Origin of the sequence: Exiguobacterium sp. s50, assembly GCF_018618175.1 — a bacterium.
In the GTDB taxonomy this organism is placed as follows: Bacteria; Bacillota; Bacilli; order Exiguobacteriales; family Exiguobacteriaceae; genus Exiguobacterium; species Exiguobacterium chiriqhucha.
In genome coordinates, this window is the sequence record NZ_JACSLP010000001.1 from 196720 (window position 1) to 211489 (window position 14770).

Here is a 14770-nt window from a genome sequence, read left to right on the forward strand (position 1 = left end):
TGGTCAGACCAGTGAATGCAACGACAAAAAAAGGGCCCATTCCGAAGAATGGACACCCTTGGTTTACCCGTTATAGCGGCCCGTGAACTCGCCTGTGCGCGTGTCGACCGTTACTTTTTCGCCTGGCTCGATGAAGAGCGGCACTTGAATGATGTGGCCCGTTTCGACCGTCGCGTTTTTCTTCACGTTCGATGCCGTGTCGCCTTTGACGCCTGGATCGGCTTCGACAATCGTTAAGACGACCGTCGTCGGAAGCTCGATTCCGAGAATCTCACCGTCGTAGTCAGCGATACTTACTTCCATGTTCTCGAGCATGTACGGGAGCGCCGCTTTCACTTGCTCACCCGTCAATTCGAGCTGTTCATACGACTCTGTGTCCATGAACACGTACGTATCGCCCATCGGATAGAGGTACTGCATGCGTTTCCGTTCGATGTGCGCACGTTCGATGCGCTCGCCACCACGGAACGTCGTCTCTTGAATCGCGCCTGTGCGCAAGTTACGCATTTTCGTGCGGACGAAGGCCGCGCCTTTACCTGGCTTGACGTGTTGGAATTCGATGACTTGCCAAATCGAACCGTCAGACGTCTTGACCGTTAAGCCTGTTTTTAAATCGTTTACTGATACCATGTTGATTTCCTCCTAAAATGAGCTGAGACTCAAGCCTCAATCGTAATTAACTCTTTTGGCGACTGCGTGAGACGGATGTTGCCCGTCTCCGTGACGACCACGTCATCCTCGATGCGGCAACCGCCGATCCCGGCGATATAGATACCCGGTTCGATCGTGACGACCATCCCCGGCTCGAGCACCGTCTCCGAACGGAATGACAAGCCTGGTGCCTCATGCACTTCCATGCCGAGACCGTGGCCTGTCGAATGTCCGAAGTACTCACCGTAGCCCGCATCTTTAATCACGTCACGCGTCAATGCGTCCGCCTCGATTCCCGTGATGCCAGCTTTCGTGCCCTCGACACCTGCGAGTTGAGCCCGGAGGACCGTATCGTAAATCGTGCGCAACTCGTCCGAGATGTCCCCGATAGCGAGCGTACGTGTGATATCCGAGCAGTATCCTTGATAGTAGGCACCGAAATCGAGCGTCACGAGTTCTCCCGCCTCGATGACCTTGTCGCTGGCCACACCGTGCGGCAATGCCGAACGATGCCCTGACGCAACGATCATATCGAACGAAGATGAGTCCGCACCTTGGGCCCGCATGAACATTTCCAGTTCATTCGCGACTTCTTTTTCAGTCCGCCCTGGACGGATGAACGTCTGGATGTGCGCAAACGCCGCGTCCGCAATCGCCGCGGCTTCCTTCATTATCTTAATCTCTGACTCATCCTTAATCAAGCGTAGCTTTTCGACGATACCTGACGTCTCGACGAGCTCGGCTGCGACTTCTTTTTCATACGTCCGGAACTGGCCGACCGTCATGTCATCTTGTTCGATGCCGAGGCGCTTCACCGCTTGCTCTGTCACGACTTCCGCCACCGACTTGATGAGCGACGTCTTATGCTCGATGATGTCGAAGCCTTTTACTTGGCTAGCGGCTTGTTCCGTGTAGCGGAAATCCGTGATGAAGCTCGCCGACTGCGCCGTGATTACGAGGACACCGCTCGACCCGGTGAAACCAGATAAGTAGCGGATGTTTTCCCGTTTCGTCACGAGCAATCCGTCGATGCCGTTCGCTTCTAGCTGACCTTGCAGTTTGTTGACCCGTTCAATCATGTCGATTCCTCCAATGTACGAGCAATGCCTGCAACGCGAGCGTATAGCTCGTCAGGCCGAAACCGCTGATGACACCGAGACAAACGGCGGCAAGTTTCGACTCATGACGAAACGACTCCCGTGCATGCACGTTCGAGATATGTACTTCGACGACCGGGGCTTTGATGGCGGCGATGGCATCACGGAGCGCAATCGACGTATGCGTGTACGCCCCCGCATTAAAGATGACCCCCGCATAATCGTACGCTTCATGGAGCGCGTCGATCAGTTCGCCTTCATGGTTGGATTGGACGAACGTCAACTGAACATCCTCCGGGGCGGCGAGCAATAGCTCCGCCGTCAATCCCTTCAACGAGACGTCCCCGTATACGTCCGGTTCCCGCTTCCCGAGCAGATTCAAATTCGGTCCATTTAAGACGAGTATATGCACAAGTCTTCCCCCCTGTTCGTCAAGTCGCCTCTATTGTAACAAATTTAACGGTTCGTGCGACAATCGACGTTCGTGAGGTTTCGTTTTTTACGTGAATCACGGTATAATTCAACTATATAACTGTAGGAATCGAGGAAATGACATGAAAACTAAACCAATGATTCCCGTCGGTGGCCAGGCGCTCGTGGAAGGCGTCATGTTTCAAGGACGCGCCGAAAGCGCTTCGGCGATTCGACGGAAAGACGGGTCTATCGAGACGTTCCAGCAGCCCCGCATTCTCGTCCCGTGGGTCCAATCGTTAAAAAAAATCCCATTCCTGCGTGGTGTGGTCGCGCTATACGAATCACTCAAAAATGGTTCGGCCCATATGACGTTCGCAAGCGATCGTTATGACGTCGACCCGAGTGAGGACGAGGCAACGAAACCAGAAGAGAAAAAACAGAACATCTTGATGGTCGTCATGATCGCCATCGTCGGCGTCATCTCATACGTGTTCGGGAAGCTGATTTTCAACGTCACCCCGGCCCTTCTCGCCGCCATGTTCCAAAGCGTGCCCGCATTGTCCGGTCATGTGATTCAAAACCTCCTCGAAGGGGGAATAAAATTAGTATTGTTGCTCAGTTACCTTTATTTGATTTCCTTGACGCCACTCATCCGGCGCGTGTTCCAATATCACGGGGCCGAGCACAAGGTGATCAACTGTTATGAGTCCGGACGACCGATTACCGTCGATAACGTTCGGGCAAGCTCACGCCTCCACTATCGCTGTGGATCGAGTTTCATCCTATTCACCGTTTTCGTCGGCATCGGCGTTTACATGATCGTCCCGATCGACCCCCTCTGGGTCCGACTCGTCAGCCGCATCGCTTTGTTGCCAGTGGTCATCGGCATCTCGTTCGAGGTGCTCCAATTCACAAACCGCTTCCGTGAACATCGCTTCTTGTCCGTTCTCGGCAAGCCTGGGTTGTCTTTACAATTGTTGACGACGCGCGAACCGAATGACGAACAAATCCGTGTCGCCATCGAGGCGTTCGAGACATGGGAACGTTCAGAACTAGGTCAACCGGCCGTGCAAAGAGAGGGATAAAGAGGAGGAAAGCACCATGATCAGACAAAGAATCGGCTCGACCGCAGCCACGATCGTGTTCATCTTAGGCTTCATCGGTGTCGGACATATGCTCGCGACCGACCCTGGTCGATTGTTCAGACAGTTGCTCTTCATCGGGATTTTCGGGTTGATTTTCTATGTGATTTATCGAGTGTTCATGGCGCCGAAAATTTCGGCTGAGGATATGCGTTACCGGAAGACCGCTCAAGCCTCGAAAAAACGGATGCAACGCCCAGGTGCGAATCCGAAAGTCAAGCCGTCCACTGCGGCCAAGAAGAAAGTGAAGCCCAGTTCGAACGTGACGAAACTGTCGAAGCGTCCGACCCGCTCGGCGCATCGCAGTGACGCCCCTCACTTGACCGTCATCGAAGGCAAGAAAGGCAAGAAGAAAAAGAAAGCCAATATGTGAAAACGAACCAGGCCATATCCGGCCTGGTTCGTTTTTCATTCTGTCTCGACGAAGCCGATGTACGGCAGATTGCGGTACTGTTCGGCATAATCGATGCCATACCCGATGACGAATTCATCTGGAATCTTGAAACCGACATAGTCCGCATCCAACGTGACGAGCCGGCGGGCCGGTTTATCGAGAAGTGTACAAATCTTCAATTCTCCCGGTTGATGTAACGTCATGTGCTGGCATAAAAATTTGAGCGTCTGTCCCGTATCGATGATGTCCTCGATGATGACGACGTACTTTCCTTCGACATCGAGATCTAAATCTTTACGGAGTTGGACGTTCCCACTCGAGACCGATTTCTTCCCGTATGACGACGTCGCGACCGTGTCGAGTTGGACACTGCCCGTCATCTCGCGCATCAAGTCGGCTGCGAAGACGAGCGACCCTTTCAAGACGGCCACGAGGACGATCGGTGTCCCTGCCGCATCGCGTTCGATTTGTTGGGCGAGTTCCGCCACACGTTGTTTAATCTGCGCTTCGTCAAACAGTTTCCCTTTGATTTGAATATCCATAATGTCGGCGATTGTTCGCCGTCACCCCCTAATCTTTCTTACCAGCACCCATTCTATCATAAAAACGGCTTAAAAATAGACTTTACTTGAAAAATATGAAGTCATCGTTCGGTTTTAGGTTAGATTTACGTAAAAAACGACCGTTTCCGATTCGATTCATCGGTCGCGGTCGTTTACATTCACTCGTCTTCAGAGCGGTTCACCTCTTGAAACGCACGAAACTGTGCCATCAGTTCCGGTTTGTCTTCGAAAAATTCGACGAATTGGGTCATACAGTCGAGCGTATTTGAGCTTAAGTGGTGCTCAATCCCTTCGACATCCTCATAGACGTGAGCTTCGTCGACGCCAATCAAGCGTAGAAATGACTCGAGCATCGCATGCCGTTCGACAAGCCGTTTCCCGATTTTCTGGCCTTTGTTCGTCAGCATGAGACCTCTATATTTCTCATAAATCAAATAATCTTCCCGGTCGAGCTTTTGCACCATTTTCGTGACAGAGGAGGGATGCACCCCTAAATGTTCGGCGATATCGGATACGCGAGCGTATCCTTTCTCCACCATCAGCAAATAAATTCGTTCTAAGTAATCTTCCATACTCGGTGTCGGCATGGGCATAGCCTCCCCTTATGTTCCGTTCTGCAATCTCTATTTTAACGCAACCATTTAGAAACCGAAAGCAGAACGGGGAAATCCATCAGTCAATCATTGTCTCATGACCTTAAATTCTTTATAATGGATGTTGGTGAAACTTAATAGAGAAAGGGAGAACATCAATGGGAATCGAAACTATCCTCGTCATCATCCTATGGGCTGCGCTCATCGCATACATCGTCTGGCGTTTCTTGCCGGCTCGCGGTTTGAAGAAAATGAAGCAAGAAGAGTTCCGTGCATCGCTCCGTAAAGGTCAATTGATCGACGTCCGTGAACCGAACGAGTACAAGGGAGGCCACATCGTCGGCGCCCGTAACATCCCGGTCGGACAAATGAAACTGCGCATGAAAGAACTTCGCAAAGATCAACCGATCCTCATGTATTGCCAAGGCAAGTCACGTACGAACCAAGCGGCCAAGCTGCTCATGAAAAATGGTTATACGGACATCTACATGCTCGACGGCGGCTTCAAAAACTGGAAAGGGAAAGTCAAAAAAGACTGACCCGCTCACTACGTCCACTCCTTCTAGCGGAGATGGACGTTTTTTTGCGCCAAAAAACCCGCTCGCTTATAGCGAACGGGTTCGGTTTCAATTGATGGACGACGGTTGGCGTCGTTCGTATTTGAGCACCGGCTTGCGAGCAGCGAGCGTCTCGTCGAGTCGTTTGACGACCGTGGTATGCGGGGCCGTCTGAACGATTTCCGGATTCTCTTCTGCCTCTTTGACGATTTGGAGCATCGCGTCGCAGAATGCGTCGAGCGTCTCTTTCGATTCCGTCTCCGTCGGTTCGACCATGATGCACTCCTCGACGTTGAGCGGGAAGTAAATCGTCGGCGGATGGTAGCCGAAATCGAGCAATCGTTTGGCGATATCGAGCGTACGCACGCCGAGCGCTTTTTGACGTTTTCCAGACAAGACGAACTCATGCTTGCAGAACGTATCGTACGGCACATCGAACGCATCTTTCAAGCGGGCGAACATATAGTTGGCGTTCAATACCGCTTCGCGTGAGACACGCGTCAACCCTTCCGCACCCATCGTTTTGATGTAGCTGTAGGCGCGGACGTTAATCCCGAAGTTGCCATAGAACGGTTTGATGCGGCCAATCGATTGCGGACGATCATAATCGAGCGTGAAGCCCGTTTCGGCACGGCGCGCAATCGGCGTCGGCAAGTACGGAATCAAATCGCGCTTCACTCCGACCGGTCCAGATCCTGGACCGCCACCACCGTGCGGGCCCGTGAACGTCTTATGCAAGTTCAAGTGGACGACGTCGAAGCCCATATCCCCAGGACGGGCGATCCCTAAAATCGCATTCGAGTTGGCTCCGTCGTAATAAAGTTTGCCGCCGGCCTCGTGGACGACTTTGGCAATCTCCAAAATGTCGGCCTCGAACAAACCGAGTGTATTCGGGTTCGTCAGCATGAGCGCTGCCGTATCGGCCCCGACTTTTGACTTCAAGTCTTCCAAATCGACGAGCCCACGCTCATCTGATTTGACGGTCACCGTCTCGAAACCGGCGACGACGGCCGAGGCCGGGTTCGTTCCGTGTGCCGAATCCGGCACGAGTACTTTTGTCCGTTCCATATCACCGTTGTGATGGTGGAACGCCTTGATGAGCATGAGACCGGTCCATTCTCCATGGGCCCCGGCTGCCGGTTGAAGCGTCACTTCGTCCATGCCGGTGATTTCGGCAAGTTGTTCTTGCAGGTCGACCATGAGCTCGAGCGCCCCTTGAATTGACTCGACCGGCTGCAACGGGTGGATATGGGCGAAGCCAGGGAGGCGGGCCATATCTTCATTCACTTTCGGGTTATATTTCATCGTGCACGAGCCGAGCGGATAGAAGCCGGAATCGACACCGTGGTTGCGTGTCGACAGCGACGTATAATGGCGGACGACATCAAGTTCCGATACTTCCGGAAGCTCGGCCGCTTCTTGACGGATCATCGAAGCCGGTAAGAGCGTGTCCAAATCGACTTCCGGCACGGTCGGTGTCGGCAAGTTATAGCCCGTTCGTCCTGCACGTGACACTTCGAAAATTAATGTTTGTTCGTGTTGCATCACTTCATCCCCCCAACCACTTCAACAAATTGATCGATTTCTTCTTTCGTCCGAAGCTCCGTCGCGCAGAGCAACATTTGCGTCTGCCGTTCTGTCTCATACGAGCCGAGTGGCAAGCCGCCGATGATGCCGGCCTCGAGCAGATGACGCGACACGTGTTCCGCATCGACTCCGAAGTCGACGACGAACTCATTGAACATCGGCCCTTCATCGATTACCGTGTATCCGGCAGTCTTGAGTGCTTCTTTCATGTAATGGGCCGTTTGAATGTTACGGACGGCCATGTCACGAATCCCGTACTTCCCGAGGGCAGACATCGTGATTGATGCCGCGAGCGCATTGAGCGCCTGGTTCGAGCAGATGTTTGACGTCGCTTTGTCACGACGGATGTGTTGTTCACGGGCCTGAAGCGTCAAGACGAAACCGCGCTTCCCATCCTCATCGACCGTTTGACCGACGAGGCGGCCTGGAAGTTTGCGCATGAGTGCTTGTTTGACGGCGAAGTATCCACATGAAGGACCGCCGAAGCTTTGCGGGATTCCGAACGGTTGGGCGTCACCGACTGTGATGTCGGCACCGAGCGCACCCGGTGATTCCAGAATACCGAGCGCGAGCGGATTGCTCGACACGACGAACAAGGCGCCGGCGTCGTGCGCTGCTTTCGCGAGGGCTGACAAGTCCTCGACACGACCGAAGAAGTTCGGATATTGGACGACGAGACACGAGGCGTCCGTCAAATCGATGTCAGATATATCGGTCACTCCCGCACTCACGTCCGTATATTCGACCGTGAGCCCTGGCCCACCGGCGTATGTTCGGATGACATCCTTCGCTTCCGGATGGACCGCTCCTGATACGACGACACGTTTTTTCTTCGTATGGGCACTCGCCAGATACGTTGCTTCAGCGAGGGCAGTGATTCCGTCATACATTGACGAGTTGGCCACGTCCATCCCCGTCAATTCGCAAATCATCGTTTGGAACTCGAACATCGCTTGGAGTTCACCTTGCGAGATTTCAGGTTGATATGGCGTATAAGCAGTATAGAACTCGGAACGGAGAAGCATATGGTTCATGACGCTCGGAGAGAGGTGATCGTACATCCCGGCCCCGAGGAAACTCGGAGTCGATTTCGTGTGCATGTTTTTCTCAGCCAACTTCGTCATATGACGAACGAGGTCAACTTCCGGAAGCGGCGCACCGATGGCCGCTAAAGAAGCCGTCTCCCGGAGCGATGCTGGAATATCCTCGAGTAGGTTTTCAATCGACTCTACGCCAATCGTCTGCAACATGTCACGCTCATCTTGCTCTGTCATCGGTAAATAACGAAACTCCATTCTATTCATGCTGAATCCCCCTGTTTCATTTACGTTTATAAAACGGTGTCGGTACACGTTCGGCTTCTATTTTTTTACCCCGAACTTCAACGATAAAGTGTGTCGCCTCCGCGAAACGGCGATCGACGCGCGCCCAGGCAATTGATTCGTTCACCGTCGGCGGCATCGTACCAGTCGTGACAACACCAATCGTCTCTCCGTCAACTTCGACCGTCGCGCCTTGACGCGCGATACCACGCCCGAGCAGACGCAAGCCGATCAATCGGCGCGGGATGTCTTCTTTTTGCTTCACGAGGGCGTCCTTACCGATGAACTCAGTATCGAGTTTGACGGCAAAGTTCAAGTTCGCCTCGAACGGAGTGACCGTCTCATCGAGCTCGTGCCCATAGAGCGGGAGGCACGCTTCAAATCGGAGCGTGTCACGCGAGCCGAGCCCGCATGGCGTGACGCCTTCAGCTTCTAACGCTGACCAAATTGCGGCTACGTCTTCGGCGCGGGCATACAATTCAAACCCGTCCTCCCCCGTATAGCCACTGCGTGAAACGATGGTCGACACGCCGGCCACGTCGCCGGTCATGAACCGGAAAAACTTGATGTCGGCCAGCGGCAAATCCGTCAAACGGCCGAGCACTTGTTCAGCCATCGGTCCTTGGATGGCGATTTGACCATAGGCGTTCGACTCATCCGTCACTGTGACGTCCCCTGTGACATATTCACGGACGTGCGCCACATCTTTTTCGATATTCGAGGCGTTGACGACGAGCCAAAATGCATCTTCATCAAGTCGATAGACGAGCAGGTCGTCGACGACACCGCCATTCGGTAAACAGAACAGATTATACTGCGCCTGACCGATCTGTAATTTTGACACATCGTTCGTGACAAGACGTTGCACGTTCTCGAGCGCATCCGGTCCTTCGATGCGAATCTCCCCCATGTGTGACACATCGAACATCCCGACGTTGTTGCGAACCGCTTGATGCTCTTCTTTAATCGATGAGAACATGATCGGCATCTCAAACCCCGCAAAATCCACCATCTTCGCCTTTACGGAAATCAAATCATATAAAGGCGTACGTTTTAACGATACTTTCTCCATATTATCCCCCAATCCCGAACGTAAATAATGTATTTCGTGAAATATTTCGTTTTCTATTCCACTTTATCAATTTTTTGCGGCTCTGCCTAGCCAAAATGGGCAAAAATAAAGAGGATGGAAAACGAAAACGTTTTCATCCTCATTATTTCATATTTTAGTCTCAGTGGAAACGTCTGGGCGTTCGATTCCAGCGGTCCGTTTAATTTCTTTCGTCAAGCCGACGGTCGCTTGTTTCAGCTCCATCGTCTCGTCCTTCACTTTCACCGAATAGGCTTTCATCTGTTTCACCGATGCATTGACCGTATCCACGTGTTGTTTAATCTCATTGACGAGCCCTTGGATGACGTCGGCACGGATTTGGAACCGTTCCGTCAAGCGCTTCACGCGACGAAGGTCTGCCTTCATTTTATTACGGTACAATAAGAAGCCATACAAGCCGAGCCCGACAAGTGCGAGTACGATAATCCCAAGATTAATCCAAATCATCCTTCTACCTCCTTCAACTGATTCAATGTATGCGCGATGGCCTCTGTGCAGAGCGAAGCGTCAAGCACGTGATTTGCGCGCGCATAGAGCGGTCGACGACGTTCGTACAATGCATGAACGGCCGCTTTTCCGTTACGAACGAGTGGACGGTCCGAGTCTTTAATCCGTTCCCAACAAGCTTCAAACGGCAAGTCGAGCGTGATGATGACACCTTGCTCTCGCATCCATTCCATATTCGCTTCCCGTTCAACAATCCCTCCGCCCGTCACGATATAGTCAGCGCGCGCATTTTGTAACAGTCGACTCTCTTGGAGCCGAAACGCTGCTTCGCCGTAACGATCGAAATATGCCGGGATGTCCATACCGGTATGTGTTTCAAACAACTCGTCCAAATCGATGACGTGATTCGATTTTGCAAGATATTGTTTTAAGCTTGATTTACCTGTACCCATAAATCCAATGATGTAAAACGGTTTAGTCATCGAAATAAATCACCTCTTTATGTCGTTCACCGGTCTGAAGGCGTACGTCGACCTCAATCGTCCCAGTGCCGAGCGGACGGCATTGGATCGTGCCGGTCGGTCTCGTCAACGCGACCGCGGTCGACCCGCACGTCCGCTCCGCCACCATCACGTGAGCCTCGAAGCGAATCGCCAAGGCATCGAGCGCCAATTGTTCAGTGCTTCGTTCGATATCAGTATACCAAAACATCGCCCCGCCGAGTAACCACGTCAATACGATTAACGTCGACATCACAAAGTATCCGCGCGCATGCACATCACGTTCTTCTCGCGCGGCCCGGTCGCATCGTTCCATTGAATTCGAAAACCTTCCCCTACCGGTTCGACCCGGTACGCCTCGATTCCTCTTAAAAATAGCAAATTCCCTCCCCCGTCTCCGACCATGACCAAGTTCCGGTCGATTTGTTTGAGCGTCCACGTCCATGTCGTCCCGTCCGGGCGCACGTGCGTACCGACGAGACGGCCCGACACGACGTCACAATCGCGGCTCTCGAACAGTTTCCGCACCATCAGTTGCGGCGTCGTCTGAACTTTCGCCCGAGGTTGTTCATAAAATGCTTGTCCGAGGACGAGGAAGTGGACCATCAGCCCGATGAAGAGCGGGATGATCAACATCGTGAGACTCACTTCGAGCAAGGTGAAGCCCGAATCAAAGCGTCGGCAGGCAAAGGTCGCCGTCACAGATTGTTTGGCGTCCGCTCGGGTTCGCGGCATCGCGCAGCACCTCCCCTTGGAGCCGTTCATACTTACGGACGGTCGTCTCGAGGCGCTCGACCCGTTCCGTCGCCGCCTCGATGAATGGGGCAACGACACCGACCCAAGCCAGTAAGAGCGCCAGACTGAGGCAAATCTCCCAAAACGTGACTCCTTGCTCATTTCCCTTCAACGCGCAACACCTCCGGCTCGTACGTCCCCATCCTGAATTTCAACGTCACCATCGTCGTTCCTGAATAGAACTTCCACTGTCCCGCATACGTCGCTGCCGTGCGTGAAAAGACGATTTCACTATTGGTCGGCAAACTCAGATCGACCCCTTCCGGCACCACGCGGGACACGATTGGTGTCGTCCCGCAAGCGATTTGGTAGCGCCGTTCTTTGAGATACCAACGTAAACGCGGCACACACGAGCCGTCGGCGGCGACGTAGGGCGCTTGTCCCACTTCGGCGATGTCACTCACGAGCGCCTCCGTGAAATCGAATAATGCCAACCGGTCCATCGACCGGACGACCGGGGTCGCCATGAGGAGCAGGAGTGCCAAAATGACGAGGACGGCCGCCGTCTCGATTAACGTATAGCCGTCTCGCCTCACTGTTTCGTCAACGTACCGGTCGTCGGCGCATACGTGTACACGAACGACTGACAACTGTATTCGAGCGGACTCTCAGTCGTGGCACGGTCGATCGCCACTAACGTCTCAGGGTACGCTTTATGTTCCGCGTAATACAAATTGATTTCGGACTCGACGATGCGCACACTGCCCTCGCAACTGACGCTGTCCGCTCGTGACTTCCCGTCTGACATCGACGGGACGAGGAGCAAGAGCAACACCGAGATAATTAGCAAGACGGCGGCCATTTCGACGAGCGTGAATCCTTGTTCTGATTTGAAGCGTGTCATAATCAGATTCCTCCTTGTCATAGTTGAGACATGATTAGTTTGACCGGCAAATAAATCGTATAAAAGATCATCGTGACCATCACCGTTAAAAATCCGTATAACATCGGTTCGGCCTTGGCGATCAGCTGCTTCCAATACAGCTCCATCTCTTCGAACACGAGATCCCGATGAATCATCATGATTGATCCGAGCTCCCCGCTCACCGTCCCGACGCCGAACAGACTGACGACTTCATGCTCGAGCAAACGCTCTTGCCGCGCCGCCGCCTCGAGTTCGCACCCGGCCGACATGCGCTCATGCATCCGTCTCGCGATGCTCGCCACCTCACCGTCTCCTCGTGACAGCCGCTCGATGATGTGACGGACCGAACCCTGTCCTTCACTCAACAAGGCTAACTCACTGACGAACAAGTACGTCACGTACAGGCGTCTACCTCTCTCGACGACACGTAGCGGCACGAGTCGGCCGCGTCGGCCGTTCCAATAGAGGCCGGCCCCAGTCACGAGCAATCCGACGAACAGACCTGGGAAAAACCATCGCGACAGAAGAATCGCGTTCAGCCCATCGAGCGTATCGACCTCTACCATCGTCAACAGCTTTGGGAAGATATACAGGGCGTAAATCGCACCGAGCCCGAGCAGCATCGTCAAAATCACGAGCGGGTACCGTGCCAACTGGCTGAGTTCTTGCCGTAGATTGCGGCGCATCGTCGATAAGACGAGCACTTGCTCAAGCCCTTCCAAAAAATGATGACCCCGTTCGGCTGTGACGAGCATCTCTCGCATCCTCGGGTCGGTGACGAGTCCCTCGAACACGTTGGCGAGCGAGCGTCCTTGCTCAAGTTGATTCCGCATCTCACGGATGACTAGTTTCATTTTTCCACGTTCATGCAGTTCGAGCGTCTCGAACGTCTTCTTCAACCCGACTCCACGTGACTGGAGTCTGAGGAAGCGGCGAATGATGGCCAACTCCCTGCTCAATTGGTCTCGGACCACGTACAGCTCACCTCGTCTTCCCGGTGCAGGATGCACCAATGCCGTGCGACTTCCATCTTCCCCGTGAGCTGTTCGAGTCGCCGTTCGCCATCTGTCACACTCGCCGTATGGAACGTCGCAATCGTCATATGACCGCTGAGTGCCGCATCATGCGCCACCCTCAACTCCTCACTCGTCCTGATTTCTCCGATGACAATCACATCCGGATCGGCCCGGAGCGTCTCTTTCAGCAACGTGCGATGGTCGAGTCCCGCTTTCGGATTGACTTCGAGTTGAATCACGCCCGGCACTTGCTTCTCCGGAGGGTTCTCAATCGTGACGATGCGTCGACCGGCCAAACTTTGTAAGAACGCATATAGGACGGTCGTCTTCCCCGCCCCGGTCGCGCCCCCGATTAAGAGCAGACCTTGCCGCAACGTCGACCATTCGTTGAACCGATGGACGTCCTTGTCATCTAACAACTCCGCTAAATGGAACGAGGCGTTCGGAAGCCGCCACGACATGAGCGTTCGGTCGAACGATGGTAGGAAAGTGACCCGGATTGCCTCAACTGACCCGGCGTACATACCGGACTGGGGCACGCGATGATCTGTTTCCGTCAACGAGCACCAATACTTCATATGCAAGGTCAATCGTTCATAGTCTGTATGTGTCATCATCTCCAATCGTTGCAAGTGTGCCCCATGCCGTACTTGAATCATCACCTCGTCCCCTAACGGCATGAAATGGACATCACTTGCCTGCAACGTACGTGCCGCATCAATCACTCGCTCAATTATTCGCATCATCTCCGCCACCTCAACATGAGCATAAAAAAAAGCCCACTCGTTGGAAAGTGGACTTGCGTCATGAAACGTTTGCAGTTGTCGATTCGAAACGGCGGGCATACGCCTCGATTGTCGCCTTGTCATAACCGACAATGACTTCGTTGCCATCCGTCAAAATCGGGCGTTTCAATAGTTTCGGATTTTCGCTCATCAACTTGAGCAACTCGCTCAGCTTTAAATCTTCGACGTCAATGTCTAATTGCTTGAACGCCTGACTTCTCGTTGCGAGAAGCGAGTCGACTCCGTTTTCGCTCAGTGCCAATAGCGTCTTCAATTCGTCCACGGTCGGGGCGTTGCGGAAGATATGGCGCTCGCTTACCTCAAGGTGCTGCTCCTGTAAAAACGCTTTCGTCTTACGGCATGAAGTACAGCTCGGGTACGTGTAGAACATCAATTCATTTGCCATTTCAATACCTCCTCATAATGTGTGGAACGATTCGTTCGATGTGTGTAAGTTGATTATACAACCTTATACCCGTTTTGTACATAGTTTGTACAAGTTTTTTTATTTTTTTGTACAACCTTGTCCAACGTTTTTATTTCACATATTTTTCACGATTATTTTGCTCAATTCACACGTTTTCATAGCATTTTTCTGAATGTGTTGGTAAAATAGTGAATGAGAATGGAATAATGCACGTATGGGGGGATTAACATGGCGAGAATGTTCCGTGTCCTAGGCTTTTGGACTGGGTTGATCGCGGCGCTTGCTTTCGTAGGCGCACTCGGTGGAGATCAAAGCAGTAGCGAACATAGTGGTGACTTCGTCGTAATGGGTCTTGTCTTTTTAGCTCAAACTATTTTCTTCGTCGCACTAGGCTACTTGAAACTCACTGAAAAAACGTATGTATACGTGTTCGGCGCTTATTTGACTGTCTTCTTCGTCGTCTTCACGTATTGGAGTAACTTCCAAATGTAAAAAAAGATTGTC

At 52.8% G+C, this 14770-nt stretch carries 22 protein-coding genes; 4 read left to right on the top strand and 18 right to left on the bottom strand.

What is annotated here, in order from left to right:
* Window positions 1-63 precede the first annotated feature (63 nt).
* From efp to aroQ, 3 genes are read right to left on the bottom strand one after another with little or no spacing between them, the layout of a single operon-like run.
* A complete protein-coding gene (gene efp / locus KNP68_RS01055; RefSeq protein WP_021067706.1) occupies window positions 64-630 on the bottom strand; it encodes an elongation factor P in 567 nt (188 codons plus the stop codon).
* 29 nt (window positions 631-659) lie between these two features.
* Window positions 660-1727 (bottom strand): M24 family metallopeptidase, encoded by a 1068-nt coding sequence (locus KNP68_RS01060; protein WP_031200299.1) that lies wholly within the window; start codon window positions 1725-1727, stop codon window positions 660-662.
* A complete protein-coding gene (gene aroQ / locus KNP68_RS01065) occupies window positions 1723-2160 on the bottom strand; it encodes a type II 3-dehydroquinate dehydratase (RefSeq protein WP_021067708.1) in 438 nt (145 codons plus the stop codon). Before aroQ ends, KNP68_RS01060 begins: the two co-directional genes overlap by 5 nt.
* A 142-nt stretch (window positions 2161-2302) precedes the next feature.
* Here aroQ and KNP68_RS01070 point away from each other — a divergent pair, with 142 nt between their 5' ends.
* Both KNP68_RS01070 and KNP68_RS01075 read left to right on the top strand, forming a co-directional pair.
* Entirely contained in the window at window positions 2303-3247 is a 945-nt protein-coding gene (locus KNP68_RS01070; protein WP_029595268.1) for a DUF1385 domain-containing protein, read from the top strand.
* A 16-nt stretch (window positions 3248-3263) separates the two neighbouring features.
* Window positions 3264-3677, top strand: a complete 414-nt coding sequence (locus KNP68_RS01075) for an SA1362 family protein (RefSeq protein ID WP_021067710.1) — start codon at window positions 3264-3266, stop codon at window positions 3675-3677.
* 35 nt (window positions 3678-3712) lie between these two features.
* Here KNP68_RS01075 and hpt read toward each other — a convergent pair whose 3' ends face one another.
* Both hpt and mntR read right to left on the bottom strand, forming a co-directional pair.
* Complete coding sequence (gene hpt / locus KNP68_RS01080; protein ID WP_214798466.1) at window positions 3713-4240, bottom strand: hypoxanthine phosphoribosyltransferase; 528 nt, start codon at window positions 4238-4240, stop codon at window positions 3713-3715.
* Between the two features lie 179 nt (window positions 4241-4419).
* On the bottom strand, window positions 4420-4848 hold the full coding sequence (gene mntR / locus KNP68_RS01085; protein ID WP_021067712.1) for a transcriptional regulator MntR: 429 nt from the start codon (window positions 4846-4848) through the stop codon (window positions 4420-4422).
* A 170-nt stretch (window positions 4849-5018) separates the two neighbouring features.
* Between mntR and KNP68_RS01090 the strand changes: the two genes are divergently transcribed.
* Window positions 5019-5393, top strand: coding sequence for a rhodanese-like domain-containing protein (locus KNP68_RS01090; RefSeq protein ID WP_081637957.1), 375 nt, complete (start codon window positions 5019-5021; stop codon window positions 5391-5393).
* Window positions 5394-5480: 87 nt separating this feature from the next.
* On the opposite strand, the gene gcvPB is transcribed toward KNP68_RS01090, so the two are convergent.
* From gcvPB to KNP68_RS01155, 13 genes are all read right to left on the bottom strand, one after another.
* Window positions 5481-6956 carry an aminomethyl-transferring glycine dehydrogenase subunit GcvPB gene (gene gcvPB / locus KNP68_RS01095; protein WP_021067714.1) on the bottom strand — a complete coding sequence of 492 codons (1476 nt, stop codon included), beginning with the start codon at window positions 6954-6956 and terminating at the stop codon, window positions 5481-5483.
* Complete coding sequence (gene gcvPA, locus KNP68_RS01100) at window positions 6956-8293, bottom strand: aminomethyl-transferring glycine dehydrogenase subunit GcvPA (RefSeq protein ID WP_214798545.1); 1338 nt, start codon at window positions 8291-8293, stop codon at window positions 6956-6958. Before gcvPA ends, gcvPB begins: the two co-directional genes overlap by 1 nt.
* 25 nt (window positions 8294-8318) lie before the next feature.
* A complete protein-coding gene (gcvT, locus tag KNP68_RS01105; protein ID WP_058763896.1) occupies window positions 8319-9392 on the bottom strand; it encodes a glycine cleavage system aminomethyltransferase GcvT in 1074 nt (357 codons plus the stop codon).
* Window positions 9393-9539: 147 nt separating this feature from the next.
* A complete protein-coding gene (locus KNP68_RS01110; RefSeq protein WP_021067717.1) occupies window positions 9540-9878 on the bottom strand; it encodes a hypothetical protein in 339 nt (112 codons plus the stop codon).
* The gene (locus KNP68_RS01115; protein ID WP_236355692.1) at window positions 9875-10360 is read right to left on the bottom strand and encodes a shikimate kinase; all 486 of its coding nucleotides are present in this window, start codon (window positions 10358-10360) and stop codon (window positions 9875-9877) included. Before KNP68_RS01115 ends, KNP68_RS01110 begins: the two co-directional genes overlap by 4 nt.
* Window positions 10353-10631: a hypothetical protein gene (locus KNP68_RS01120; protein WP_021067719.1), complete on the bottom strand. Its 279-nt coding sequence runs from the start codon at window positions 10629-10631 to the stop codon at window positions 10353-10355. The genes KNP68_RS01115 and KNP68_RS01120 overlap by 8 nt, the downstream gene beginning before the upstream one ends.
* On the bottom strand, window positions 10631-11113 hold the full coding sequence (locus KNP68_RS01125; protein ID WP_165569415.1) for a prepilin-type N-terminal cleavage/methylation domain-containing protein: 483 nt from the start codon (window positions 11111-11113) through the stop codon (window positions 10631-10633). The genes KNP68_RS01120 and KNP68_RS01125 overlap by 1 nt, the downstream gene beginning before the upstream one ends.
* On the bottom strand, window positions 11049-11285 hold the full coding sequence (locus KNP68_RS01130; protein WP_131471258.1) for a hypothetical protein: 237 nt from the start codon (window positions 11283-11285) through the stop codon (window positions 11049-11051). The genes KNP68_RS01125 and KNP68_RS01130 overlap by 65 nt, the downstream gene beginning before the upstream one ends.
* Entirely contained in the window at window positions 11272-11709 is a 438-nt protein-coding gene (locus KNP68_RS01135; protein WP_131471259.1) for a prepilin-type N-terminal cleavage/methylation domain-containing protein, read from the bottom strand. Before KNP68_RS01135 ends, KNP68_RS01130 begins: the two co-directional genes overlap by 14 nt.
* On the bottom strand, window positions 11706-12017 hold the full coding sequence (locus KNP68_RS01140) for a prepilin-type N-terminal cleavage/methylation domain-containing protein (protein WP_131471260.1): 312 nt from the start codon (window positions 12015-12017) through the stop codon (window positions 11706-11708). The genes KNP68_RS01135 and KNP68_RS01140 overlap by 4 nt, the downstream gene beginning before the upstream one ends.
* 17 nt (window positions 12018-12034) lie before the next feature.
* Window positions 12035-13012: a type II secretion system F family protein gene (locus KNP68_RS01145; protein ID WP_131471261.1), complete on the bottom strand. Its 978-nt coding sequence runs from the start codon at window positions 13010-13012 to the stop codon at window positions 12035-12037.
* Window positions 12994-13797 carry an ATPase, T2SS/T4P/T4SS family gene (locus tag KNP68_RS01150; RefSeq protein WP_242678916.1) on the bottom strand — a complete coding sequence of 268 codons (804 nt, stop codon included), beginning with the start codon at window positions 13795-13797 and terminating at the stop codon, window positions 12994-12996. The genes KNP68_RS01145 and KNP68_RS01150 overlap by 19 nt, the downstream gene beginning before the upstream one ends.
* A 61-nt stretch (window positions 13798-13858) precedes the next feature.
* Complete coding sequence (locus tag KNP68_RS01155) at window positions 13859-14245, bottom strand: Spx/MgsR family RNA polymerase-binding regulatory protein (RefSeq protein ID WP_021067726.1); 387 nt, start codon at window positions 14243-14245, stop codon at window positions 13859-13861.
* 249 nt (window positions 14246-14494) lie between these two features.
* Between KNP68_RS01155 and KNP68_RS01160 the strand changes: the two genes are divergently transcribed.
* Window positions 14495-14758, top strand: a complete 264-nt coding sequence (locus KNP68_RS01160) for a DUF2626 domain-containing protein (RefSeq protein WP_021067727.1) — start codon at window positions 14495-14497, stop codon at window positions 14756-14758.
* Window positions 14759-14770: the final 12 nt, after the last annotated feature.